The following is a 25,471-nucleotide window of genomic DNA, read 5'->3' on the forward strand; positions in this document are numbered from 1 at the left end:
TGCTGGCACCCCAGGGGGAGCCGGTTTTCCAGTGTCTTCTGTTGTCGGATTGCCCGGACGGATGACGCCGTGCGCCGGGCAACCTTGCCCTTATCTATATGCACGCATTGGCGCAAGGTCAATGGTGTGCCGCAGCATGAAAAACGGCGCCTGCAGTGCATGGCGCCGTTCTGGATGAGGTCAAGCCAGGTCAGATTGCGTCGACCGGTTTGTCGCTGGGTGCGAGTTCTGCCTCATGCTGCTGCATGGCCCACAACCGCGCATAAACGCCGTTGGCCGCCAGCAGTGCGCGATGATGCCCGCGCTCGACTACTCGCCCCGCTTCCATGACCAGGATTTCATCGGCGTCGGCAATGGTCGACAGGCGGTGGGCGATCACCAGCGTGGTGCGGTTGGCCGAAATCTCTTTGAGTTCGGCCTGAATGCTGCGCTCGGTTTTCGAATCCAGCGCCGAGGTGGCTTCATCAAAAATCAGGATCGGCGGGTTTTTGAGGATGGTCCGGGCGATGGCCACGCGCTGTTTTTCACCGCCAGACAATTTAAGCCCGCGCTCGCCAACCATCGTGTCAAAGCCATCCGGCAGGCTCATGATGAAATCGTAAATATGCGCAGAACGGGCCGCATCGATCACTTCCTCGCGCGTGGCACCGGGCTGGCCATAGGCAATGTTGTAATAGATGGTGTCGTTGAACAGGACGGTATCTTGCGGGACGATGCCAATATGCTGGCGCAATGACCCTTGGGTTAATGCCCGCAGATCGTGCCCGTTAATGCTGATGCTGCCGCTGCTGGCATCATAAAAACGGTACAGCAGGCGCGACAGTGTCGACTTGCCGGCGCCTGAACTACCAACCACCGCCACCGTGTGCCCGGCCGGCACTTCAAATGAAACGCCATGCAGAATCTGGCGATTGCCCTCGTAGCCGAAATCCACATTTTCAAAGCGCACATTGGCGCGTTGCGCTTGCAACGGCAAGGCATCGGGCCCGTCTTTGACTTCGGCGTTCTGGCCCAGCAGGCTGAACATTTTTTCCATGTCGGCCAGCGAATGCTTGATTTCGCGGTAAACAAACCCCAGGAAGTTGAGCGGCGCGTACAACTGCAGCAAGAAGGCATTCACCAGCACCAGATCACCCAGCGTCATCTTGCCCGTCACCACTTCCTGCGCGGCCAGACCAACCAGCGCAGAAACGCCCAGCGCAATGATCCCGGCCTGCCCCGCGTTAAGAAACGACAGCGACACCTGGTTTTTGACGGCGGCGGCTTCCCACTTCATCAGGCTCTTGTCGTAGCGGTCTGACTCCCAGCGCTCATTGCCGAAATATTTGACCGTCTCGTAGTTCAACAGACTGTCGACCGCGCGGGTACTGGCTTCGGAATCCATATTGTTCATGGTGCGGCGGAACACCATGCGCCACTCGGTTACGCCCAGGGTGAAGGCGATATAGATCACGATAGTGCCAAAGGTGATGGCGGCGAAATACCAGTCGTATTTCTTCAGCAAAACGCCGGCCACGAGGAAGATTTCCACTAGCGTCGGCAAGATATTGAACAGCGTGAAATTGAGCAGGAACGCAATGCCCTTGGTGCCGCGATCAACATCCCGGCTCATGCCACCTGTCTGGCGTTCCAGATGAAAGCGCAAAGACAACGCGTGCAGATGATCGAACACCTGCAACGCCACCCGCCGGATGGCGCCCTGGGTGACCTTGGCAAACACCGCGTCACGCATTTCGCCAAAAACCGACGAACACAAGCGCAGCAAGCCATACGCACCGACCAGCGCCAGTGGCAGCACCAGCGGCCCCTTGCTGCCATCCAGATGATCAACAATGCCCTTGAGCACCAGCGGCACGCCCACGTTGGCCACCTTGGCTGCAATCAGCAATACCATGGCCACGATCACGCGGGTTTTGTATTTGAGCAGATACGGCAGCAGCGTGCCGAGTGTTTGCCAGTCGTTACGGGGTACCGCAGGTTGCGAGTCGGGTTTCATGGGTGTGGGCCGGGTTTGATCAGCACAACATATGGCCGAACCCGCACAAACACAAGGCGCGCAGCGCGCCGTCCACCCTCAATATGACGATGGCCCGGCAAAAGGTTGCCGGGCCATCGCAGTCACGCAGCGTATTTACTGGCTCGTCGTGCCGGACGAAGAGTCGGTGCCGGTTGCGGTCGGCTGGGTCAGGCCCAGATTATCGCTATTGGTTCTATCTTGCATGTGCGAGTAAAACGCGGGCGAATTATCCATTACCCCGTTGCGGTACGGATGTTCGCCGGTTGCGCCACCCGCCAGTGCGGAGCCGGCCACCAGGGCAGCGGCGAAGGTGCAGGCCGTAATGATTGCCTTTTTCATGACGATCTCCTTTATGCTGTGACGTCAAATGCGTCCTTTATGAGGACACACTCACACCTTACCCCGCCGCCTTGCCCGTCAGTGCCGGTGTCTGCGCCATGGACATGCCAGACAGAGCATGATTCGGCGTCAGACAATGCCGATGCCGCCGTGCTCAGGGCAGCACCCCAAAAAGAAAACCCGCCAGAAGGCGGGTTTTCGGGCGGCGGTGCGGCGAATGCCGGCTGTTACATGCCCAGTTCGCGACGCAAGAAACGGTGAAAGTGCTGCATGCCGTCTTCCATGGGCGACTGATACGGGCCCACTTCATTGCGACCGGCCGCATGCAACGCCTCACGGCCTTGTTCCATGCGACGGATGATTTCACCGTCTTCTACCGCGGTTTCCTGATACGCCGCCTGTTCAGCCTCGACAAACTCAGGCTCAAAGTAGGCGATATCTTCCGGGTAGTAGAACTCCACCACGTTTTTGTAACTGCGCGGGCCAGTCGGGATCAGGGTCGAGATCACCAGCGTGTGCGGATACCATTCCACCATCACGTTCGGGTAATACGTGAGCCAGATCGCGCCATACGGCGGCTGCTTGCCATTGTTGTAGCGCAGGACTTCTTCGTGCCACTTCTGGTACGTGCGTGAGCCTGGCTTGGCCAGTGCATTGTGCACGCCCACCGTCTGCACAGAATACCAGTCACCAAACTCCCACCTCAGGTCATCGCAAGTGACAAACTTGCCCAGACCGGGGTGGAACGGTTCAACGTGGTAGTCCTCCAGATAGACCTCAATGAAGGTTTTCCAGTTGCCTTCATATTCGTCCACCGAGACGCTGTGGAACACGTAACTGGAGAAATCCAGATCTTTGGCGACCCCCAGATTCTTCAGGTCACCTTCGATGTCGCGGCCATTTTTTTCAAACAACAGGCCGTTCCAGTTCACCAGTTCCGTTTCCGGCAGGTGCAGACAGGGATTGCCGTCAAAATGCGGCGCGCCCAGCAAATGACCGTCGTTGTTGTAGGTCCAGCGATGCAGCGGGCACACGGTATGCGAGCCATTGCCGCGACCTTCCAGCATCAGTGCCTGGCGGTGCCGGCAGACGTTGGAGAGCGCTTTGACGCTGGTGGCCGTACGTTTGAGATAGCGCGCGCCGTTAGTGTTTTCCAGAACGTGGTAATCACCCGTTTCCGGCACCATCAGTTCATGACCAATGTACTTGGGGCCACGCTCAAACAGGAGTTCAAGCTCGCGCTGGTACAGGGTTTCGTCGAAGTATGCCGAGATCGGCAACTGAGAGGACATATCCAGCTGCAAGGACGCAGCCGTAGCCAGAATATTCATAATATCCCACACCCCCTGGGCTAGAAGGTCTAAGACGTCTTGCCACTTTGCTGACGCAAAGTGCGCAGCGGATGGGTGGGCAAGCCATCAAGCATTGAAAAATTCGGGGCAGACCACCCCGAGCCACAAGAGGGGCGATTCTGCCCGTAACAGGGGTGTTACGCAAGTGTCATCGCGCCGAAAACGCAAGAAAAATCAGGAATTTGTTTAACGCAGAACAATCCCGACCGCGCGTCTGACATGACAACGTCAACCCCTGAGTGCATGCTTGTCGTGGCCAGACAGGTACAATGCGGCGTTTCCCCTGAATGCGCCGCAGCACAACGCACGGCGCAGGGCACTGATTTGAAGGAATAATCCGGACATGAACCACAACGATATCCTGCGCGGCGTGCGCTACATGCTGGATCTGAGCGAACCGCAACTGGCCGCCATTTTTGACCTGGGCGGCATGAAGGTCACGCTGGACAAGGTTGCCTTGTGGCTGCTGAAAGAAGACGAGGCCGATTTCACCCCCTGCCCCGACCTGCCCATGGCGCACTTTCTGAACGGCCTTGTGATCTACCGCCGCGGCCGCGACGACACCCGCCCGCCGCAGCAGATTGAATCTTCAGTCACCAACAACATCGTGCTCAAGAAGTTGCGCGTGGCGTTTGAACTTAAAGAAGAAGACATGCACGCCGTACTCAAGCTGGCCGGCTTTGAAGTCTCCCGACCCGAGCTATCGGCACTGTTCCGCAAGGAGGGCCAGAAAAACTATCGCGCGTGTGGTGATCAGCTTTTGCGCAATTTCATGCGCGGGCTGACGCAATGGGTGCGCAATCAACCCCAGGCGGCCGCCCGACCGGCCGAGGATTGATAAATCCGCCTGCGGTAACAACAAAAAAGCCCGTCGTCATGACGGGCTTTTTTGTTGGCAAGTGCGTTCAGTCTTCCTCGCGCACCACTTTGCGCCCCAGCGGATTGGGCTGGTTGCGCTTTTTCGCCAGTTCAATCTGCTTCTGGCGTTCGCGGGCGCCAGCGCGGGTTTTCTCGCTCAGCGTATCCCAGCAGCGCGGGCAACTGATGCCGGGCACATAGTGCGCAGACTTGCGTTCCTCCACCGACACCGGCTCGCGGCAAGCGTGACACAGTTCGTAATCGCCCTCAGACAAGTCGTGCCGCACGGTCACGCGATTGTCGAACACGAAGCACTCGCCTTTCCACAGCGACTCTTCTTCCGGCACGGTTTCCAGATACTTCAGAATACCGCCCTTGAGGTGATAGACCTCTTCAAAGCCCTCGCCCAGCATGTAGCTGGAGGCTTTCTCGCAGCGGATGCCGCCCGTGCAGAACATCGCGACTTTCTTGTGCTTTGCGGGGTCGAAATTGGCTTTGACGTAATCCGGAAACTCACCAAAGCTTTTGGTGGCCGGATCCATGGCGCGCTCAAACGTACCGACAGCCACTTCGTAATCGTTGCGGGTGTCGATGACCAGCACTTCCGGATCAGCAATGATGGCATTCCAGTCTTGCGGCTCAACGTAAGTGCCCACCTGCTTGTTCGGGTCCACCCCCGGCACACCCAGCGTCACGATCTCTTTTTTGAGCTTGACCTTGGTGCGATAGAACGGCTGCTCGTCGCAGTACGACTCTTTGTGGTCAACATCCACCATGCGCGGATCTTGCTTCAGCCACGCCAGCAGGCCATCAATCGCCTCACGCGTACCCGACACCGTGCCGTTGATGCCTTCCTCGGCCAGTAACAGCGTTCCCTTTACACCCAGCTCTTCCATGCACAGGCGCAAGGGCTCGCGCAGGGCTTCGTAATCAGTCAGGGTGACAAATTTGTATAGCGCAGCCACCACGATCGGCTGCGCGGTTTGTTCAGACATTGCAAAACTCCAGGTGGTCGCCCACGTAAAGGGCGGACCCGTTGAAAAAGCGGATGTTTTTTCCGCGAGCGCGCAATTTACTCCTTGAATCAAAAGGATTCAATTCAATTTCAAAAAAAGAAAGCCTGTGCATTTCTGCGGATTTCACCCTGAGGTCCGTATTGTCTATTGCTGTTATTTGGGTTGGATGACCGTGACGTTGGCCTGACGATTTGCCTTCTCCAACGCCGAAGGAAGCATCCTCATGAAACAGCCCCTTTTGACCACGCTGGTTATCCTGGCTTTGAGTCTCTCTTCTACTGCATCCCTGGCCAAAGATGCCTCCGAAACAATTCGCTCTGGATTCGACGGCAGTGGAAAGGCATCCGTCACGTCGATAGAGGGTCGCCCACTTGAAGCATCCGCAGAAAGTGTGGCTGGTGCGGCGCTGATTGTCATCGGACTGGCGATGGGCGCCGATGATGTCACCGAAGTATCGGTCCAGAATGCGAAAGATGGCAGCAAGGCCACATTTGCCATCTCCACTAAGGCCGTCCAGAAACTTGGCGTCGCTGTTGGCCAATCCATGACTGCAGTCTCCGAGGCCACCGGATATTCGCTGATGTATTCCGGACAGATTCTCGCCTTCGTACCCAACGCAGTTGGGGCTTCATTGCTCGAGCACACCCCTGTTTCGAACGACACAAGCACGCCCGCAACTGCGGGGAAATAACCCATGCGATTGAACTTGCTCTATCGCTCAGTTGTTTCCGGCTTTATGGCAGCCCTACTGTGTGGCCAGTCCCTGGCTGGACAAACCTGCTCGGACAAGCCGGTTGACGGCACTGTACTTCGCAATGCCCTTGAAACCGGGCTTCAGCTTTCTAATGTGCTGGATGAACTACAGCCTCGCGTCGCACTGATCGGGCGTGTTGGGCAGGATCTATCGGCGTATGGGCTTCGGTATTCGCACCTGGGGTTCGTGTCCCGTTCAGCACCGGATCAACCATGGCGCGTCACCCATTTGCTGAACGACTGTGGCACGGCCACGTCCGGTCTGTGGCACGAGGGTCTGGGCAATTTTTTTCTGGATGACATGTTCTCGTTTGATTCGTTGATCATGGTTCCGGACGAAAAAACGCAGCAAGCGGTATGGGCGCTGATTAATAACCCTGGCTCCATGAATCGCATGCATGATCCGAGTTACAGCGTCGTGGCGTACCCCTTCTCAACTGCTCATCAGAACTCCAACCAATGGCCGCTGGAATTGATAGCTGAGGCCGTCGGCGGTGATCGCATCAATACCCGTGATCGCGCGCAAGCCTGGCTCAAGGCCAACGGCTACCAGCCTGGTACGCTCGAAATTGGCATGTTCAAACGCTTGGGCGGACGCATGTTCAAGGCCAATATCGCGTTTGACGGACAACCGGGCGATCGCCGTGCGGCGGGGTTGATTGATGTCGTCACAGTAGAATCCATTCGCCAATTCATGAAATCCATGAATATGGAGCAGACCGAACGCGAGGTTATCGCCAAGGGATTGGTTCAGACGGCGAACTAATGCCCCTGTAGAGGAGCACCCAATAAAAAAGCCGGCTACATCAGCCGGCTTTTTCTTTCAGACCATCACCTGATCAGACCGAAGCCTTTTCTGCTTCAGCCTGATAGCTTTCGATCTGGTTGAAGTTGAGGTAGCGATACACTTCAACGCCCTTCTCGTTGATCACGCCCATGTCGGCCATGTATTCGGCCACGGTCGGCAGGCGACCCAGGCGCGAGGCGATGGCGGCCAGTTCGGCGGAGGACAGGAACACGTTGGTGTTCTTGCCCAGACGGTTCGGGAAATTGCGGGTCGAGGTCGAGACCACGGTTGCACCTTCACGCACTTGCGCCTGGTTACCCATGCACAGCGAGCAGCCCGGCATTTCGGTGCGGGCACCGGCGGTGCCGAAGGTGCCGTAGTAGCCTTCTTCGGTCAGTTGCTGGGCGTCCATCTTGGTCGGCGGGGCGATCCACAGCTTGACCGGGATATCGCGCTTGCCTTCCAGCAGCTTGCCGGCGGCACGGAAGTGACCGATGTTGGTCATGCACGAGCCAATGAACACTTCGTCGATCTTGGTGCCGGCCACTTCAGACAACACCTTCACGTCATCCGGGTCGTTCGGGCAGGCCAGGATCGGCTCTTTTACGTCGGCCAGATCAATTTCGATCACGGCAGCGTATTCAGCGTCGGCATCCGGTTCAATCAGGTTCGGGTTGGCCAGCCAGGCTTCCATGGCCTTGATACGGCGACCCAGGGTCTTGGCATCGCCATAGCCGTTGGTGATCATGGATTTGAGCAGCACGATGTTCGAATTGAGGTATTCGATGATCGGGGCTTTATCCAGACGCACTGAGCAGCCCGCAGCGGAGCGCTCTGCCGAAGCATCGGTCAGTTCGAACGCTTGCTCAACTTTCAGATTCGGCAGGCCTTCGATTTCCAGAATGCGGCCCGAGAAGATGTTCTTCTTGCCGGCCTTGGCGACGGTCAACAGACCGGCCTTGATGGCGTACAGCGGAATGGCGTTCACGAGGTCACGCAGGGTGACGCCCGGTTGCAGTTCGCCCTTGAAGCGCACCAGCACGGATTCCGGCATGTCCAGTGGCATCACGCCAGTCGCGGCGCCAAACGCCACCAGACCAGAGCCAGCCGGGAAAGAAATACCGATCGGGAAACGGGTGTGGCTATCGCCACCGGTGCCGACGGTATCGGGCAGCAGCATGCGGTTCAGCCAGCTGTGGATCACGCCATCGCCCGGGCGCAGCGACACGCCGCCACGGTTGCGGATGAATTCCGGCAGTTCGTGGTGGGTCTTGACGTCAACCGGCTTCGGGTACGCTGCAGTGTGGCAGAACGATTGCATGACCAGATCGGCGCTGAAACCCAGGCAAGCCAGGTCTTTCAGTTCGTCACGGGTCATCGGGCCGGTGGTGTCTTGCGAGCCGACCGAAGTCATGCGCGGTTCGCAGTACGTACCCGGACGCACGCCCTGGCCTTCCGGCAGGCCACATGCGCGGCCAACCATCTTCTGCGCCTGGGTGAAGCCCTTGGTCGATGCGGCCGGTGCTTGCGGCAGACGGAACAGCGCAGAGGCCGGCAGACCCAGTGCTTCACGTGCCTTGGCGGTCAGGCCACGGCCAATGATCAGGTTGATGCGGCCGCCAGCGCGCACTTCGTCAAACAGCACGTCAGACTTGACCTTGAATTCGGCCACGGCAGCGCCGTTTTTCAGGACCTTGCCTTCGTACGGACGCAGTTCGATCACGTCGCCCATATTCAGTTGCGAGACATCCACTTCAATCGGCAGCGCGCCGGAGTCTTCTTGCGTATTGAAGAAGATCGGGGCGATCTTGCCGCCGAGGCAGTAACCGCCAAAGCGCTTGTTCGGGACGAACGGGATATCTTCGCCCGTCCACCACAGCACGGAGTTGGTGGCGGATTTGCGGCTGGAGCCGGTGCCGACCACGTCGCCCACATAGGCCACCGGGTGACCCTTGGCGGCCAGGTCTTGCAAGAAAGCGATCGGGCCGCGCTTGCCGTCTTCTTCCGGCGTAATGCCATCACGGGTGTTCTTGAGCATGGCCAGCGCGTGCAGCGGGATATCCGGGCGCGACCAGGCATCCGGCGCCGGCGACAGATCATCGGTATTGGTTTCGCCAGTGACCTTGAATACGGTCAGCGTCACCGATTGCGGCACTTCCGGACGGCTGGTGAACCATTCGGCATCAGCCCAGCTCTGGATCACAGCCTTGGCGTTGGCATTGCCGGCATCGGCCAGCTCTTTCACGTCATGGAAGTAATCGAACATCAAGAGGGTCTTTTTCAGACCTTCTGCCGCCACGGTGCCGACTTCGGCATCGCCCAGCAGGTCGATCATCGGCTTGATGTTGAAACCGCCCAGCATGGTGCCCAGCAGTTCAACAGCCTTGGCGCGGCTGATCAGTGCACAGGAATCCTTGCCCTGGGCCACGGCAGCCAGGAAAGCGGCCTTCACCTTGGCGGCATCATCCACGCCCGGCGGTACGCGATGCGTAATCAGGTCAACCAGAAAGGCTTCTTCGCCAGCAGGCGGGTTCTGAAGCAATGCGACCAGGTCAGCAGTTTGCTGAGCAGTCAGGGGCAACGGCGGAATGCCGAGCGCGGCGCGTTCTGCGACGTGCTGACGATAGGCTTCAAGCATGGTGTTCTTCCTGATGGTAAGGGTGCCGCAAAAAACCGGACGGTACGGTTGCGCTCAGGAATTTCGCAGAGTCTGACAACCGTTCTGCGTGGCAGAATACGCGCAATAACCCTGCGGTTCAAACGAGTAATCGCTACACGGCTTGTGAGATATACTCACAACATGAGCCAAGCCCTCCCGCCCCTGAACGCACTGCGCGCTTTCGAGTCTGCAGCCCGCCTGGAAAGCTTTTCCGCCGCCGCAAACGAGCTGTTTGTGACGCACGGCGCTGTGAGCAAGCAGATCAAGCAACTGGAAGAATGGCTGAATGTTCAGCTATTTGAGCGCGCCGGTGGTCGCGTCAAGCTGACCGACGCAGGCTGGCGCTATCTGGTGCAGGTACAAGACGGGCTGGATTTGATCTCCAGCGCCACTGCGCAACTGTTGCAGCCAGACCGCCAGCGCCGGCTGACCATCAACTCCACCCCTACTTTTGCCCTGCACTGGCTACTACCGCGCCTGGCGGGCTTCAGGGCGGCGCATCCGGACATTGATCTGCGCATCATGACGTCTGACCGGGACATCAGCCGGATCGACACGCCATTTGATCTGGCGATCCGCCGCGGGCCGGGCGACTGGCCGGGCTTTGTCGCCAAGCCGTTTCTGGAAGAGCGCGAAGTCTTGCTGTGCAGCCCGATGCTGCTCAAACAGTTGCCCATCCAGCGCCCGGCAGACCTGGCGCGCCACACGCTGTTGTACGCCGACACGCGCCCGACCGCCTGGCAGCGCTGGCTGACCCTGGCCGGCGTACCAGATCTGAAGCCGGCGGCAACCTTGCAGTTCGATCACTTTCACTTCACCTTGCAAGCAGCCATGAACGGTTTGGGGGTAACGCTGGGTGCGCTGCCGATGATGCAGGCCGAGATCGACAGCGGAAAACTCGTCATCGCCCTGCCCGCACCCGTGGTGCCCGTGCGCGGTTTTTGCTGGATTGTGCCGCGGCTGATGATGAACGACCCAGGCATCAGCGCGTTCGGCCAGTGGCTGGAGGCAGTCGCGGCCTAGCCGGCCAGGTCTTCTGCCACCACCTGCATGATCTGTTCGCGCAGCCAACGCAAGGCCGGGTCGGCGTGATTGCGCGGATGCCAGCCCATCTCCATGGAGAACCCGGCGATTTCACACGGCGGCGCCAGCAAGGTAATGCGATCCTGCCAGGTGCGCGCCATGTGCAAGGGCACGGTCGAGATCAAGTCGCTATTGGCCAGCAGCGAGGGCACCAGCAAAAAACTGGGCACCGACAGCGCAACATGCCGTTTACGCCCCAGTGCCGCCAGCGTGTCATCCACAATGCCGGAAAACTTGCCGCCAGACGGGGACGACAACAGGTGCGATGCCGCGCAGAACGCATCCAGATCAAGCGGTTTGCCGGCCAGTGGATGATCTTTGCGCATCACACAGACAAAGCTTTCCTTGTATAACTCGCGATGCTTGAGTTGCTCCGGCATGGACGGCTGCGAAGCCAGCACCAGATCAAGTTCGTTGCTACTGGTCATTTCCAGCAACAGATTGGGCGTGGGCTGCAGCAAGGACAGCCGGCATGCCGGCGCGTACTGGCGCAGGCGGCGCAGCAAGCCTGGCACCACCACCGAATGCACCGCATCTGACGCACCAAGCCGCCAGGTGCGCGTGGCTGTTGTGGGATCAAACCCTTTTTGTTCTGCCACCAGCGCAATCAATTGCGCCAGATAGTCCCGCAGCGGTTCTTGCAACGCCAATGCCCGCGGTGTTGGCAACATGCCACGTGGGCCACCCGGCACCAGCAAGGGATCATCAAACAAGGCCCGCAATTGTTTGAGCTGACTGGATAACGCAGGCTGCGACAAATTGAGCCGCCCCGCCGCGCGCGTGACATTGCACTCCGCCAGCAAGACATCCAGAGATTTAAGCAGGTTCAGATCAAGCCGGGCCAGTTGCATCAGTTCACCAAACTATCCATTGAATGAATACCTTGAATAACAATAATCCATTTCACGAATTCATGACCCGGTTTTATGCTGACATCACTTTCCCGAGACGCGGGAGAGACACCGGAGATCATCATGAAAAATCTGCAAAATCAACGTGTTCTGATTATTGGCGGCAGCAATGGCATGGGTCTGGCTACGGCGCAACGCCTGGCCGCACTGGGCGCGGAAGTCATCATCGCCGGGCGCAATCAGGCCCGGCTGGATGAGGCCCTGAAACACATCGACAGCAAGGCCGGCGCCTACACGGCGGATTTTTCTGACGAGGCCTCGCTCACCCGCCTCTTTACCAGACTGGGGCATGTGGATCACCTGATCATCACTGCATCCAGCAGTGCCGCCTGGGGCTCGATTCGCGATATCGACGGCGCGGCACTGGCCAAGGCGTTTGAGCAAAAAGCGCTGGGCTACTGGCGCGCCATCCGCGCCGCGCTGCCGCACCTGCGCAAAGACGGCTCAATCACCCTGCTCTCTGGCGCGGCATCCCGCGTGGCGATTGCCGGCACCGCCGGCCTTGCCGCAGTCAATGGTGCGATCACGCAAATGGGTCAGGCGCTGGCCAAAGAACTGGCACCCATCCGCGTGAACGTCGTATCGCCAGGGCTGATCGACACGCCGGTTTATGACGATTTTTCGCCAGAAGCCAAAAGCGGCCTGTTTGAAAACATCACCAAAGGCTTGCACGTGGGCCGCGCGGGCACCTCTGAGGAAGTCGCCCAGGCCATTGAGTTTGTTGTCACCAACGGCTTTACCGCTGGCGCGCTGATTGATATCGACGGCGGCGCCCGCTAAACAACCGGCCCGCTTCTGCCAAAGCAAAGCATTGGCGGGCCGTTTGTTCAAAGCATTGAAATGAAAGGCAATATCATGAAAATCCTGCTGGTTTACGCTCACCCTGAGCCCGATAGCTTTAACGGCGCCCTGCGCGACATCACCGTCAAAACCCTGACCGAACTGGGACATGAAGTTCAGGTAAGCGACCTGTACGCCATGCAGTTTGACCCGGTGTCCAGCCGCCGCAATTTTGAGACGGTCAAGAATCCGGATTTTCTCAAACTGCAATTTGAGGAAATGCACGCCACAGAGCACGCCGGCTTTGCGCCGGACATCGCCACCGAGATCGCCAAACTGAAATGGGCCGATCTGATGATCTGGCAGTTTCCGCTGTGGTGGTTCAGCGTGCCGGCCATTCTTAAGGGTTGGGTGGATCGCGTGTTTGCCATGGGCAGCGTTTATGGTTACGGCCACATGTACGAAGACGGCATGCTGCGCGGCAAGCGGGCTTTGTTGTCGGTGACCACGGGAGCCGGGGCGGATGCCTACAAACCCGACGGGTCCAACGGCGACATCAACGGCGTACTGCGCCCGATCCAGCGCGGCATGCTGGAATTCGTCGGCTTTGATGTACTCAAGCCGCAGATTTACTACTCGGCCTCCAAAGTGGGCCAGGAGCAACGCCGGGCCTGGGTGCAGGAATGGGTAGCGCGCCTGGCCAGCATTGAACAGGAAGAACCGGTCGGCGCTGGCCGCTATTGATCACAGGGAACGACCGACGCTCGGCCATCCGGCCAGGGCGCATATCCGGGCTTGGGTTTTGCGGCAGCATGACCAAAGATGGTTTTGTAACCACGTCGAACCTGCAGTGCCAATGACGGTCGCATGCGTACTGGCTTGTGCCTGCTGCCCCGGGAGTTCCCTTATGCCGCACGACCTGCATCACACGCTCAAAACCCTGAAAACGGCCGACGGCCAATCATTGCAGTATTACAGCCTGCCCGCCCTGGAAAGCGCCGGCGTCGGGCCGATCGGCCGCCTGCCGGTGTCGATCCGCATTGTGCTGGAATCCGTCCTGCGCAATTGCGATGACCAGAGAATCACGACAGAACATGTCCGGCAACTGGCCAACTGGGGGCCGACAGCCCAGCGCACCGAAGAGATTCCATTTGTGGTGGCCCGGGTGGTGCTGCAGGATTTCACCGGCGTACCGCTACTGGCCGACCTTGCCGCCATGCGCAACGTGGCCGACAAACTGGGCAAAGACCCCAAAGTGGTCGAGCCACTGGTGCCGGTCGATCTGGTGGTGGATCACTCGGTGCAAGTGGATTACTACGGCACGCCCGATGCGCTGCGCCTGAATATGGAGATGGAATTCAAGCGCAATACCGAGCGCTACCAGTTCATGAAATGGGGCATGCAGGCTTTTGACACGTTCAAGGTTGTGCCGCCCGGCATCGGCATCGTGCACCAGGTGAATCTGGAATACCTGTTCCGCGGCGTGCAGATCAAGAACGGTATGGTTTACCCGGATTCTCTGGTCGGCACCGACAGCCACACCACCATGATCAATGGCGTTGGCGTCGTGGGCTGGGGCGTGGGCGGCATCGAGGCCGAGGCCGGCATGCTGGGGCAACCGGTTTACTTCCTCACGCCGGATGTGATTGGCGTGGAGTTGTCCGGCAAGTTGCACGAAGGCGTGACCGCCACCGATCTGGTGCTGACTGTGACCGAGCTACTGCGCAAAGAAAAAGTGGTCGGCAAGTTTGTTGAGTTTTTTGGTGAAGGCACGGCCAGTTTGTCGGTAGTGGACCGCGCCACCATCGGCAATATGGCGCCGGAATATGGCGCGACCATGGGTTTTTTTCCGGTAGATGAAAAAACCATTGCCTACCTTAAAGGCACCGGCCGTACCGAGCAGGAAATCGCCACGTTTGAAGCCTATTTCAAGGCGCAGGGTTTGTTCGGCGTGCCGTCGCACGGGCAGATTGACTACACCCGCGTGGTCAAACTGAACCTGCACGACGTCACGCCCAGCCTGGCCGGCCCCAAGCGCCCGCAAGACCGGATTGCGCTGCCGGACATGAAGCAGAAATTTGAATCGCTGTTTGTCGCGCCAGTGGCAGAAAACGGCTTTGGCAAGACAGCGGATGACCTCAAGCGCCGCATCGGCCTTGGTTTTGTGCCGGCCAGCCCGGCCGCCGACAATCTGCTGGATGAAGCAGGCTCTGCTGCCAACAAGGCAGAAATGATCGGCAACCATCCCACATCAAGCCGCGTCGTACCGCCCCACGCCCGCACCGATCTGGGCAACGGTGATGTCTTGATCGCGGCCATCACCAGTTGCACCAACACTTCCAACCCCGGCGTTTTGCTGGCGGCCGGCCTGCTTGCCAAAAAAGCAGTCGAGAAAGGCCTGGGCGTTGATCCGCATATCAAGACCAGCCTTGCGCCCGGTTCCCGGGTCGTGACCGAGTACCTGAGCAAAGCCGGTTTGCTGGAGCCGCTGGCACAACTGGGCTTTGCGCTGGCCGGCTATGGCTGCACCACCTGTATTGGCAATGCGGGCGATCTGGCGCCCGAATTCAACGAGGCCATCACCAAAAACGATGTCATTGCCGCTGCCGTGTTGTCGGGCAACCGCAATTTCGAGGCGCGCATTCACCCCAATATCCGCGCCAATTACCTGGCCAGCCCGCCGCTGGTGGTGGCCTTTGCCATCGCCGGGCGCGTCAATATTGATCTGACCCACGAGCCATTAGGCAATGGCAAAGACGGCAACCCGGTTTATCTGAAAGACATCTGGCCGGACAGCGAAGAAATCGCCGCTTTGCTCAAATACGCGCTGGACCCGGACGTCTTCCGGCGCTTGTACAGCGATTTCACCAAAGACCTGGATTTGTGGAACGCCATTCCCGCGCCCAAAGGGCAAGTCTATAGCTGGCCTGATTCAAGCTACATTGCCCAACCGCCCTTTTTTGACGACTTTGCCATGCAGCCCGGCGCCATTGGCGAGGTCAAGGGCGCCCGGGCCCTGCTGATTCTGGGCGATTCGGTCACCACCGATCACATTAGCCCGGCGGGTTCGTTTGGCGAGAAAACACCGGCGGGCCAGTATCTGGTTGCACGTGGCGTCAGCCGGCCAGACTTCAACAGCTATGGGTCGCGGCGCGGCAATCATGACGTGATGATTCGCGGCACCTTTGCCAATGTGCGGGTCAAGAACCTGATGTTGCCACCCAAAGCAGACGGCAGCCGCGTCGAGGGCGGCTTCACGCTGCTGGATGGCCAGCAGACCACCGTCTATGACGCAGCCCGGCATTACCTGGCGCAACACATCCCGACCATGGTCTTTGCCGGGGAGGAATACGGCACGGGCTCAAGCCGGGACTGGGCCGCCAAAGGCACATTACTGCTGGGCGTGAAGGCAGTGGCGGCGAAGAGTTTCGAACGCATTCACCGCAGCAATCTGGTCGGCATGGGGGTACTGCCATTGCAGTTCAAGGGCGCGGACTCGGCGCAGAGTCTGCAACTCAAGGGCGATGAGACATTTGATGTGCTGGGCGTGGGCGACGGACTGAAACCACAGCAAGACCTGACACTGCAAATCACCCGCGCCAATGGCAGCAAGGAAACGGTGAACGTACTGTGCCGCATTGATACGCCGATTGAAGTGGAGTACTACAAACACGGCGGCATTTTGCCGTATGTGTTGCGGGGTCTGCTGCAATAACAGCCAAGTCACACAAAGCCACCAGGAAAAAACACCACCTGTTTTGTGGTGTTTTTTCTTTTCAAACAACATAAACAAGTGCATTCAATATGTTGAATTTATTATATTTTTATAGATAACATCAGAATTTTTGCGGCAAGTCACACAATGTCGACCACCATCCTGTAATGGCGTCACGGATTTTCAGTCGCCACTTGCGTCAATACTTCCAGAAACCGCGCCGCCGCAGGCGACAACGACCGATCCGGCCGGCGGTAAACCGAGATTTCCCGCGACAAGGCTGGCTCAACCAGTGCAATGCGCTGCAGCCCGAAAGCCCCTGCCAGCGGGGCAACATAATCCGGCGCAATCACCACACCCAGCCCGGCACCGGCCAGACCCAGCCCGGACGTAACATAAGCCACCGTCCAGGCCGGCGCGAGCTGCAACCCCGGGTGTGCGCCCTGCAATTCAGGCAACAGGCGCGACGAAAAGTCGCTCTCCATGATGATAAGCGGCCATTGCTGCAACTGCGCCCAACTGGTCTGGCCAGACCCGGCCAGCGGATGACCCGCCCGGCACCAGGCCGCAAACGGACTGCAGAACAAAGGCGTGCGGACCAGGTGCGCATCGTTCTTGCGATCCGGCCCGACGGCAAAATCCACCTCGCCACTGACCACCTGCTCCAGCATATCTTCCAGCAAGGTATCGACCAGTTTGAGTTGCACCTTGGGGTGATCTAGCTGATAACGGGCAATCACCGGCGCCAGCAAGGTACACGCCAGCACCTGCGGCGCACAGGCACGCACCTGCCCTTTTTCCAGCGTCGCCAGATCAGAGGCGCTGCGCACCGCGCTTTGCAAGTCGTCAAAAATTTGCCGGGCGGCGGGCAAAAACTCGGCGCCAGGTTGCGACAAGGCAACGCGGCGGGTTGTACGGTCAAACAGCTTGAAGCCGATTTCGGTTTCCAGGTCTTTTACCAGCAAGCTTAATGCCGACTGCGTCAGGCTGAGCTCGCGCGCGGCTTCGGTAAATCCGCCATGATGGGCAACCGCCAGAAACGCCCGCAATTGCCGCAAAGTGATATTCATGAGTTTTTCTTGATAATTGATTGAAATTATTCGTTTGAATAATAGACAGCCACAGGTTGAAATGAAACCCATACACGACCGGCACAGCGCAGCCACAAGCTGACGCTCAAAAACCGGCGCCAACCACCCTGGAGGCAAGACGATGTGGGAAAACCCGCTGGGTACTGATGGTTTTGAATTTGTTGAATACGCATCCAGCAACCCGGCCGAACTGGCCGCGCTGTTTGAGCGGCTGGGCTTTACCGCCATTGCCCGGCACCGCCGCAAGAATGTCACCTTGTATCGCCAGGGCGACATCAATTTCATCCTGAACGCCGAACCGGCCAGCCAGGCCGCGCGCTTTACCGCCACCCACGGCCCCAGCGCCAACGCCTTTGCCTTGCGCGTCAAGGATGCGGCCTTTGCGGTGGAAGAACTCAGAAAGAAAGGCGCGAAGCTGGTTGAATCTGGCGCCGGCCCGATGGAATTGCAGATTCCGGCCATTGAAGGCATTGGCGGCGCACTGGTTTACCTGGTAGACCGTTACGGCCAGCAGACTATCTACGACGTGGATTTTCGGCCCATTGCCGGCGTGGATCAGCACCCGGCCGGCGTCGGACTGACCGGCATCGACCACCTGACCCACAATGTCGAACGTGGCCACATGGATTTGTGGGCCAGTTTCTATGCGGATTACTTCAACTTCCGCGAGATCCGTTATTTCGACATCAAGGGCAAATCAACCGGGCTGCACTCCCGCGCCATGACCAGCCCCTGTGGCCGTATCCGTATTCCGATCAATGAATCGGCCGACGATAAAAGCCAGATTGCGGAATACCTGCGACTACATCACGGCGAAGGCATTCAGCATATTGCGCTGGCGACATCCGACATTTACCGCGCCGTAGAGCAACTGCGTGAGAACGACGTGCGGTTTCTGGATACGCCCGACACGTATTACGAACAACTGCCCGGCCGCTTGCCGGATCACCACCAGGATACGGCGCGACTGCAGCGCAATCGCATTCTGGTCGACGGCGAACCCATGGATAAAAGCGGCCACGAAGACCTGCTGTTGCAGATTTTCACCGACACCGTGATCGGGCCGCTGTTTTTCGAGATCATCCAGCGCAAGGGCAATGAAGGTTTTGGCGAGGGCAATTTCAAAGCGCTGTTCGATTCCATTGAAGAAGACCAGCGCCGCCGCGGCGTGATCTGATGGTCGCCACCATGACCGACACGCTGCACTACCAGGCCGGCTTTGGCAGTGAACTGCAAACCGAAGCCCTGCCCGGCGCGCTGCCGGCACACAACTCGCCGCAGCATTGCCCGTACGGCCTGTACGCCGAGCAGATTTCCGGCACGGCGTTTACCGCGCCGCGACACCAGAACCGCCGCAGCTGGCTGTACCGGATACGGCCCAGCGTCGGCCAGCCCTGCGCCGAGCCCTATGCGCAGCCGCGCTTTACCGCCAGCCTGCGCCCGGACACCCCACCAGAACCCATGCGCTGGGACCCGCCCCTCATACCCGCCACGCCCGTTGATTTTGTGGATGGCCTTGTCACCGTGGCCGGCAATGGCAGCGCCACGCTGCAGCACGGTTTTGCCATTCACTGGTACGCCTGCAACCAGAGCATGAGCGAGCGCGTGTTTTGCAATGCCGACGCGGAAATGCTGATCGTGCCGCAGCACGGCGCGCTGCGGGTGGTGACAGAGCTGGGGTTGCTGGAGGTGGCACCGCAAGAAATCGTCGTCATCCCGCGCGGCATCCGCTTTTTGCTTGAGCTAACAGAAGACACCGCCCGCGGCTATGTGTGCGAGAACTTTGGCGCGCCGTTTCGCCTGCCTGATCTGGGGGTGATCGGCGCCAACGGTCTTGCTGCCGCGCGGGACTTCCTCTACCCCGTGGCGTGGTTTGAAGATCGCACTGCGCCGATCCAGTTGATCACGCGTTACCTTGGGCAGCTGTGGCAAGGCGTACTCCAGCGCTCGCCGTTTGATGTGGTGGCCTGGCACGGCAATCACGCCCCGTACAAATACGACTTGCGTCGTTTCAACACGCTGGGGTCGGTGAGCTTTGATCACCCGGACCCGTCAATTTTCCTGGTCCTGCAAGCGCCTTCAGACACGCCGGGCGTCGATCAGATCGACTTCGTGGTGTTTCCACCACGGGCACTGGTGGCGCAAGACACGTTCCGGCCACCCTGGTTTCACCGCAATGTCGCCAGCGAGTTCATGGGGCTGATTCACGGCAGGTACGATGCCAAAGCCAGCGGATTTGTGCCCGGCGGCGCCAGCCTGCACCCGTGCATGACCGGTCACGGGCCGGATGCCGCCACGGTCGAGCGGGCATTGCAGGCCGATACGCACCAGACTGATTACCTCACCGACACCATGGCATTCATGTTTGAAACGCGCCTGCCCATGCTGCTGACCGATCACGCCCTGAACGGCCCGCAACGGCAACGCAATTACCTGGATTGCTGGGCAGATGTCCGCAGCCGGTTTGCCGGCCCCACTCATCCGCAAGGCTAAGTCATGCTCAATACCAACGAAACGCACGACCCGACCCTGCGCAGCTGGGTTGCCTCGGCCAATGGGCCACAAACGGATTTTCCGCTGCAGAACCTGCCATATGCCGTATTCCGGCGTGCCGGCGCAACCGAAGCATGGCGGATTGGCGTCGCCATTGGCGATCAGGTGCTTGATCTGACGCATGCGCTTTGCGTGGACGGCCTGCCTGAACTGAAAGACCCGGAACTCCAGAACGCCTGCCGACAAAGCACGCTGAATGCGCTGATGACCTTGGGTCAGCCTGCCTGGCATGCCTTGCGCCTGGCGTTATCCCGCGCGCTGCGCGCCGGCGCGCCCGCCGCTGCGGTACTGGCAGACGCGCTGGTGCCGCAGTCTGCGGTGGAATACGCCCTGCCCGCACAGATTGGCGACTACACCGACTTTTACACGTCCATTCACCACGCCACGCATGTCGGCGCGCTGTTCCGCCCGGATAATCCGCTGCTGCCCAACTACAAATGGGTGCCGATCGGCTATCACGGCAGAGCCTCATCCATTGGCATATCCGGCCAGCAATTTGCCCGCCCGCTGGGGCAAACCCTGCCCGCTGGCGCAGCCACGCCGGAACTGGGCCCGGCCCGGCGCATGGATTACGAACTGGAGCTGGGTGTATTCATTGGCAAAGGTAACGCCGCCGGCCAGCGCATTGCGCTGGATCGCGCGGACGAGCATGTCTTTGGTCTGTGCCTGTTGAATGACTGGTCGGCACGGGATATTCAGGCCTGGGAATACCAGCCGCTCGGCCCGTTTCTGGCCAAGAACTTCGCCACCACCATTTCGCCCTGGGTGGTGACACTGGAAGCGCTGGCGCCATTCCGGCAACCCTGGGCGCGCGCGGTGGATGACCCGCAACCGCTGCCGTATCTGGACTCGCCCGCGCATCGGGATGCCGGCGCCATCGGCATTGCTTTGGAAGTGGCCATTTGTACGCCGCAGATGCGGCAAGCCGGCCTGCCGCCACAACGACTGGGGCAGTCGCAATTTGCGCAGTCGTACTGGAGCATTGCGCAGATGGTGGCGCACCACACGATCAATGGCTGCAATTTGCAGGCGGGTGATTTGCTGGGCAGCGGCACGCAATCCGGGCCACTGGCGCACGAGGCCGGCTCTTTGCTGGAGCTGACCCATGGCGGCAAGCAGCCAATGACACTGGCCAACGGGGAAACGCGCACTTTCCTGCAAGACGGCGATGAGGTCATCCTGCGCGGGCGTTGCGCGGCGGATGGCGCAGTCAGCATTGGTTTTGGCCTGTGTAGTGGCACGCTGCTGCCAGCGCTTGACTGAAAACAGGTGCGATCATGGCCGATGAACTGGTGCTTTATTCGTATTTCCGCAGCTCTGCCGCTTACCGCGTGCGCATTGCCTTGCACCTGAAAAACATGCCGTATCGCATTGAGCCGGTTCATTTATTGCGAAACGGCGGCGAGCAGCGCGCCAGTCATTATCTGGCCGTCAATCCGGAAGGCCTGGTGCCCACGCTTCACCATGGCGCGGTCACGCTCACGCAGTCATTGGCGATCATCGAGTATCTGGAAGAGCTGGTGCCGACGCCGCCACTGCTGCCCGCCGCACCGGCAGACCGCGCATGGGTGCGCGCGCTGGCGCTGGCGGTGGCGTGTGATATTCATCCGGTAAACAACCTGCGCGTATTGCAATACCTGCAGGCCGAACTGGGTGCAACCGATGCGGCAAAGCAGGCCTGGTACCAGCATTGGGTGCAGCTTGGCCTGGCAGCGTTTGAGGCGCATCTGGCGCAGCGCCCGGCTTCACGGTTCTGCTTTGGCGATACGCCCACGCTGGCCGATTGCTGCCTGATCCCGCAGTTGTTCAACGCGCGCCGCTTTGGCTGCGATTTGACCCGCCTGCCGCGGATACTCGCCATTGAAGCACAGTGCCAGGCCTTGCCGGCGTTTGTTGCGGCGGCGCCAGAGCAACAGCCTGACGCCGCCTGATGCCTAGGCCGGCACGGTTTCTTCCGGCTGGATCACCAGCAGATTCTGCCCGGCGCTGACCGGCGTGCCCGACTGGCACAATACCTTGAGTACCTTGCCCGAGGCCGGCGCGGTGACGTTGATTTCCATCTTCATGGATTCAACCACCATGATCACATCGCCCGCGGCCACCACATCACCCTCTTTGACCGGCACTTGCCAGACATTGCCCGCCACCTGACTGGGAATGCCGCGCGCGCCATCAGGCAACTCGTCTTCTTGCGCCGCACTGCTGCTGGCCTGCTCCATGCTGTAGTTGTTGGCGCCAGTGGCCTCCCAATGCGCGCGTTCGGCATCAAACGCGGCTTGCTGGGCGGTTTTGAAGGCGGCAATGCTGGCGGCGTTGTCTGCCAGAAAACGGTTGTAGTCGCCCAGTTTGAACTCGGTGTGCTCGATCTTGAGTTCAAACCGCCCTTGCAGAAAATCCTCGCGCAGCGTCAACAACTCTTCGCCGCTGACCGGGTAAAAACGGATCTGGTCGAAGAACCGCAACAGCCACGGCTTGCCGGGCACAAAGTCACGCGTGGTTTTGTGGCGATTCCACATCTGGATGGTCCGGCCGACAAACTGGTAGCCGCCGGGCCCTTCCATGCCGTACACGCACATATACGCGCCACCAATGCCCACCGCGTTTTCCGGCGTCCACGTGCGCGCCGGGTTGTACTTGGTGGTCACCAGGCGGTGGCGCGGGTCCAGCGGCGTGGCAACTGGCGCGCCCAGATACACATCACCCAGACCCATCACCAGATAACTGGCGTCAAACACAATCCGCTTTACGTCCTCAATACTGTCCAGCCCGTTGATGCGGCGAATGAACTCGATATTGCTGGGGCACCACGGTGCGTCCGGGCGCACGGACTGCATGTATTTCTCGATCGCCAGGCGCGTTGCCGGGTCATCCCAACTGAGCGGCAGATGCACAATGCGTGACGGCACGGTCATGTCGTCAATCGCCGGCAAGGCGGCCTCGGCCTGCTGAACCTGCACCAGCAATTGCGCCAGCGGCAAGACACGGCTGTCGTAGTGAATCTGCAGCGAGCGGATGCCCGGCGTCAGGTCGATCACCCCGGTCAGTTGCGCGGCATCGAAACTGTTGTAGAGCGCCTGCACGCGGAAACGCAGGTCCAGATCCAGCACCAGCGGGCCGTATTCGACCAGCAGGTATTTGTCGCCCGCCTGCCGGCACACCAGCGCCGGCCGCGCTGCGGTGGCCGGCAAACTCAGCACCACGGGCTCATCCTGGCTGGGGGTGAGTTCAACCGCCGCTGGTGCAGCCAATTGGTCGATAGATGCTTCCAGCGCCGCTTCCAGTGCTGCCGCATCCGCCTGACTGACGCGCTTGAAGCGCACGGTATTGCCCGGGCGCAACTGCCCCATTTTCCACAACTCTGCCTGGACAATCACCGCCGGGCAGACAAAGCCACCCAGGCTTGGGCCATCCGGCCCCAGGATAACGGGCATGTCGCCCGTGAAGTCGATGGCACCGATGGCGTAGGCGTTGTCATGAATATTGGACGGGTGCAGGCCGGCTTCGCCACCATCCGTACGTGCCCAGACCGGCTTGGGGCCAATCAGGCGCACGCCGGTACGGCTGGAGTTGTAATGCACCTCCCAGTCCGTGCTGAAAAACATGTCTACATCGGCTTCGGTGAAAAAATCCGGCGCGCCGTGCGGGCCGTACAGCACAGAGATTTCCCAATGGGCCGGATAGGCCGGCACCGCGCCGCCCTGCATATCTACCGGCTGACCGTGGGCCTTGCCCAGATGCAGCACATCACCCGCGCGCAGGGTACGGCCACCGTGACCACCAAACTGGCCCAGGGTAAAGGTGGATTTGCTGCCCAGATAATCCGGCACATCAAACCCGCCGGCCACTGCCAGATAACTGCGGCAACCGCCACCCTCGATAGCGCCGATGGCCAGCTGATCGCCCGCCCGGACAGGCACTGCCTGCCATTGCGGCAACGGCTGGCCATTGAGCGTGGCCCGCATGGCGGCGCCAGTCAGTGCGATGACGGTCGCGCTGTTAAAGCGCAAGGTCGGGCCGGTGACGGTCAGCTCCAGCGCGGCGGCGTCATCCGCATTGCCGACCAGCTTGTTGGCAAGGCGCATGGCGCGGCTATCCATGGGGCCGGACGGCGGCACGCCGATATGCCAGTAGCCGGTACGGCCGGGGTAATCCTGAATGCTGCTTTGCACGCCGGCATCCAGCACGTCGATGGTATGCGGCGCATAGGCGAACGTGGACAGATAACGGGTGATCTGACGCCCCTGGGCAAAGGTGCTGTCGGCCAGAATCTGCCGCAGATACTCAAGATTGGTCTCGATGCCATCCAGCCGGGTTTGCGCCAGGGTGGCCTGCATGCGCGCCAGCGCCTCGGCCCGGTCCTGACCATGTGTGAGCACCTTGGCCAGTAGCGGATCATAAAACGCAGGCACATCCGTGCCCCGCTCTACCCAGCTATCAACGCGCGCGCCCTCGCCAAAACTGACTTCGGTCAACAGGCCGGCCGACGGCTGGAACTGCTTGTTGGCATCTTCGGCGTAGACCCGCACCTGCATGGCCGCGCCTTGTGGTTGATGCTGGTAAGCGCCAAGGTCTGGCCCCTCGCCGGCTGCGGCTTGCAGCATCCATGCCACCAGATCAACACCGGTGACGAGTTCAGTGACGCCGTGCTCCACCTGCAAACGGGTGTTGACCTCCAGGAAATAGAACTCGCCAGAGCGCGTATCGAACACAAACTCGACGGTGCCGGCAGATTGATAACCCACCGAGGACACCAGCCGCACGGCGGTGTCGCACAAGTTTTTGCGCTGTTCCGCACTCAGATGCGGCGCGGGGGTTTCTTCAATCACCTTCTGATTGCGGCGCTGGGTGGAGCAATCACGCTCGCCAAGATGAATAACCGTGCCATCGCTGCTGCCAAAAATCTGCACCTCAAGGTGACGGGCGTATTCGACAAACTTCTCCAGATAGATACCGCCATCCTTGAAGTTGTTTTTCGAGAGCCGCTCTACCGTCTGCCAGGCTTCAGCCAGTTGGGTTTCATCCCGGCACAGTTGCATGCCAATGCCCCCGCCACCGGCCGTACTTTTAAGCATGACCGGGTAGCCGATTTGCGCTGCCGCAACCCGTGCTGCGGCGGCATCGGCCAGCAGGCCCGTGCCCGGCAGCAGCGGAATACCGTTTTGCTGCGCCAGTTCACGCGCGGTGTGTTTCAGGCCAAAGGCGCGCATATGGGCCGGCTTGGGGCCGATAAAAGCAATGCCGCTGGCGGCACAGGCCTCGGCAAAAGCGGCGTTCTCAGACAAAAAACCGTAGCCCGGATGAATGGCTTGCGCGCCAGACTGGCGGGCGGCGGCCAGGATGGTATCGGCCAACAGATAACTTTGCGCAGCCGGCGCCGGGCCGATGCAAATGGCTTCGTCGGCCATTTGCACGTGTTGCGCATGGCGGTCAGCCTCGGAATACACCGCGACAGAGGCAATGCCCAGTTTTTTGAGAGTACGGATGATGCGGCAAGCAATTTCGCCGCGATTGGCAATCAGAACCTTGCTGAACATGATGGCGCCCTTGACGGCGTGCG

At 59.8% G+C, this 25,471-nt stretch carries 19 protein-coding genes; 11 read left to right on the forward strand and 8 right to left on the reverse strand.

The features are described from left to right. Positions 1-190: 190 nt before the first annotated feature. From IEX57_RS04285 to IEX57_RS04295, 3 genes are all read right to left on the reverse strand, one after another. Positions 191-1,996 carry an ABCB family ABC transporter ATP-binding protein/permease gene (locus tag IEX57_RS04285; protein WP_188702667.1) on the reverse strand — a complete coding sequence of 602 codons (1,806 nt, stop codon included), beginning with the start codon at positions 1,994-1,996 and terminating at the stop codon, positions 191-193. 135 nt (positions 1,997-2,131) lie between these two features. After that, positions 2,132-2,356, reverse strand: a complete 225-nt coding sequence (locus IEX57_RS04290; protein ID WP_188702669.1) for a hypothetical protein — start codon at positions 2,354-2,356, stop codon at positions 2,132-2,134. A 227-nt stretch (positions 2,357-2,583) separates the two neighbouring features. Beyond that, the gene (locus IEX57_RS04295; RefSeq protein ID WP_373285145.1) at positions 2,584-3,648 is read right to left on the reverse strand and encodes an aromatic ring-hydroxylating oxygenase subunit alpha; all 1,065 of its coding nucleotides are present in this window, start codon (positions 3,646-3,648) and stop codon (positions 2,584-2,586) included. Positions 3,649-4,051: 403 nt separating this feature from the next. On the opposite strand from IEX57_RS04295, the gene IEX57_RS04300 reads away from it, so the two are divergent. Then, on the forward strand, positions 4,052-4,546 hold the full coding sequence (locus tag IEX57_RS04300) for a YehS family protein (protein ID WP_188702673.1): 495 nt from the start codon (positions 4,052-4,054) through the stop codon (positions 4,544-4,546). 67 nt (positions 4,547-4,613) lie between these two features. Here IEX57_RS04300 and trhO read toward each other — a convergent pair whose 3' ends face one another. Beyond that, positions 4,614-5,561, reverse strand: a complete 948-nt coding sequence (trhO, locus tag IEX57_RS04305; protein WP_188702674.1) for an oxygen-dependent tRNA uridine(34) hydroxylase TrhO — start codon at positions 5,559-5,561, stop codon at positions 4,614-4,616. 244 nt (positions 5,562-5,805) lie between these two features. Here trhO and IEX57_RS04310 point away from each other — a divergent pair, with 244 nt between their 5' ends. Both IEX57_RS04310 and IEX57_RS04315 read left to right on the forward strand, forming a co-directional pair. Then, complete coding sequence (locus tag IEX57_RS04310; protein WP_188702676.1) at positions 5,806-6,273, forward strand: hypothetical protein; 468 nt, start codon at positions 5,806-5,808, stop codon at positions 6,271-6,273. 3 nt (positions 6,274-6,276) lie between these two features. Beyond that, the gene (locus IEX57_RS04315; RefSeq protein ID WP_229708699.1) at positions 6,277-7,101 is read left to right on the forward strand and encodes a DUF2145 domain-containing protein; all 825 of its coding nucleotides are present in this window, start codon (positions 6,277-6,279) and stop codon (positions 7,099-7,101) included. A 73-nt stretch (positions 7,102-7,174) separates the two neighbouring features. Here IEX57_RS04315 and acnB read toward each other — a convergent pair whose 3' ends face one another. Further along, a complete protein-coding gene (acnB, locus tag IEX57_RS04320; protein ID WP_188702677.1) occupies positions 7,175-9,760 on the reverse strand; it encodes a bifunctional aconitate hydratase 2/2-methylisocitrate dehydratase in 2,586 nt (861 codons plus the stop codon). A 162-nt stretch (positions 9,761-9,922) separates the two neighbouring features. Between acnB and gcvA the strand changes: the two genes are divergently transcribed. Further along, the gene (gene gcvA / locus IEX57_RS04325) at positions 9,923-10,804 is read left to right on the forward strand and encodes a transcriptional regulator GcvA (protein ID WP_188702679.1); all 882 of its coding nucleotides are present in this window, start codon (positions 9,923-9,925) and stop codon (positions 10,802-10,804) included. Here gcvA and IEX57_RS04330 read toward each other — a convergent pair. Further along, positions 10,801-11,715: a LysR family transcriptional regulator gene (locus IEX57_RS04330; protein ID WP_188702681.1), complete on the reverse strand. Its 915-nt coding sequence runs from the start codon at positions 11,713-11,715 to the stop codon at positions 10,801-10,803. The two genes, gcvA and IEX57_RS04330, sit on opposite strands and share 4 nt — an antisense overlap. Before the next feature lie 123 nt (positions 11,716-11,838). On the opposite strand from IEX57_RS04330, the gene IEX57_RS04335 reads away from it, so the two are divergent. From IEX57_RS04335 to acnA, 3 genes are all read left to right on the forward strand, one after another. Then, on the forward strand, positions 11,839-12,555 hold the full coding sequence (locus IEX57_RS04335) for an SDR family oxidoreductase (RefSeq protein ID WP_188702683.1): 717 nt from the start codon (positions 11,839-11,841) through the stop codon (positions 12,553-12,555). A gap of 75 nt (positions 12,556-12,630) precedes the next feature. Next, on the forward strand, positions 12,631-13,299 hold the full coding sequence (locus tag IEX57_RS04340; protein ID WP_188702685.1) for an NAD(P)H-dependent oxidoreductase: 669 nt from the start codon (positions 12,631-12,633) through the stop codon (positions 13,297-13,299). Between the two features lie 163 nt (positions 13,300-13,462). Further along, positions 13,463-16,270, forward strand: a complete 2,808-nt coding sequence (acnA, locus tag IEX57_RS04345) for an aconitate hydratase AcnA (protein ID WP_188702687.1) — start codon at positions 13,463-13,465, stop codon at positions 16,268-16,270. Positions 16,271-16,443: 173 nt separating this feature from the next. On the opposite strand, the gene IEX57_RS04350 is transcribed toward acnA, so the two are convergent. After that, complete coding sequence (locus tag IEX57_RS04350) at positions 16,444-17,340, reverse strand: LysR family transcriptional regulator (protein ID WP_188702689.1); 897 nt, start codon at positions 17,338-17,340, stop codon at positions 16,444-16,446. A 142-nt stretch (positions 17,341-17,482) separates the two neighbouring features. Between IEX57_RS04350 and hppD the strand changes: the two genes are divergently transcribed. The 4 genes from hppD to maiA are packed head-to-tail and all read left to right on the forward strand — an operon-like array spanning position 17,483 to position 21,845. Further along, entirely contained in the window at positions 17,483-18,538 is a 1,056-nt protein-coding gene (gene hppD / locus IEX57_RS04355) for a 4-hydroxyphenylpyruvate dioxygenase (RefSeq protein WP_188702691.1), read from the forward strand. A gap of 11 nt (positions 18,539-18,549) precedes the next feature. Next, positions 18,550-19,854, forward strand: coding sequence for a homogentisate 1,2-dioxygenase (hmgA, locus tag IEX57_RS04360; protein ID WP_188702693.1), 1,305 nt, complete (start codon positions 18,550-18,552; stop codon positions 19,852-19,854). Between the two features lie 3 nt (positions 19,855-19,857). Further along, complete coding sequence (gene fahA / locus IEX57_RS04365) at positions 19,858-21,177, forward strand: fumarylacetoacetase (protein WP_188702695.1); 1,320 nt, start codon at positions 19,858-19,860, stop codon at positions 21,175-21,177. 14 nt (positions 21,178-21,191) lie between these two features. Next, positions 21,192-21,845: a maleylacetoacetate isomerase gene (gene maiA / locus IEX57_RS04370; RefSeq protein WP_229708700.1), complete on the forward strand. Its 654-nt coding sequence runs from the start codon at positions 21,192-21,194 to the stop codon at positions 21,843-21,845. Between the two features lie 3 nt (positions 21,846-21,848). Here the strand turns inward: maiA and uca are convergent, their stop codons facing one another. Beyond that, positions 21,849-25,448, reverse strand: coding sequence for an urea carboxylase (gene uca / locus IEX57_RS04375; protein WP_188702697.1), 3,600 nt, complete (start codon positions 25,446-25,448; stop codon positions 21,849-21,851). Between the last annotated feature and the right edge of the window lie 23 nt (positions 25,449-25,471).

It is taken from the genome of Silvimonas iriomotensis (genome assembly GCF_014645535.1).
GTDB lineage: Bacteria > Pseudomonadota > Gammaproteobacteria > Burkholderiales > Chitinibacteraceae > Silvimonas > Silvimonas iriomotensis.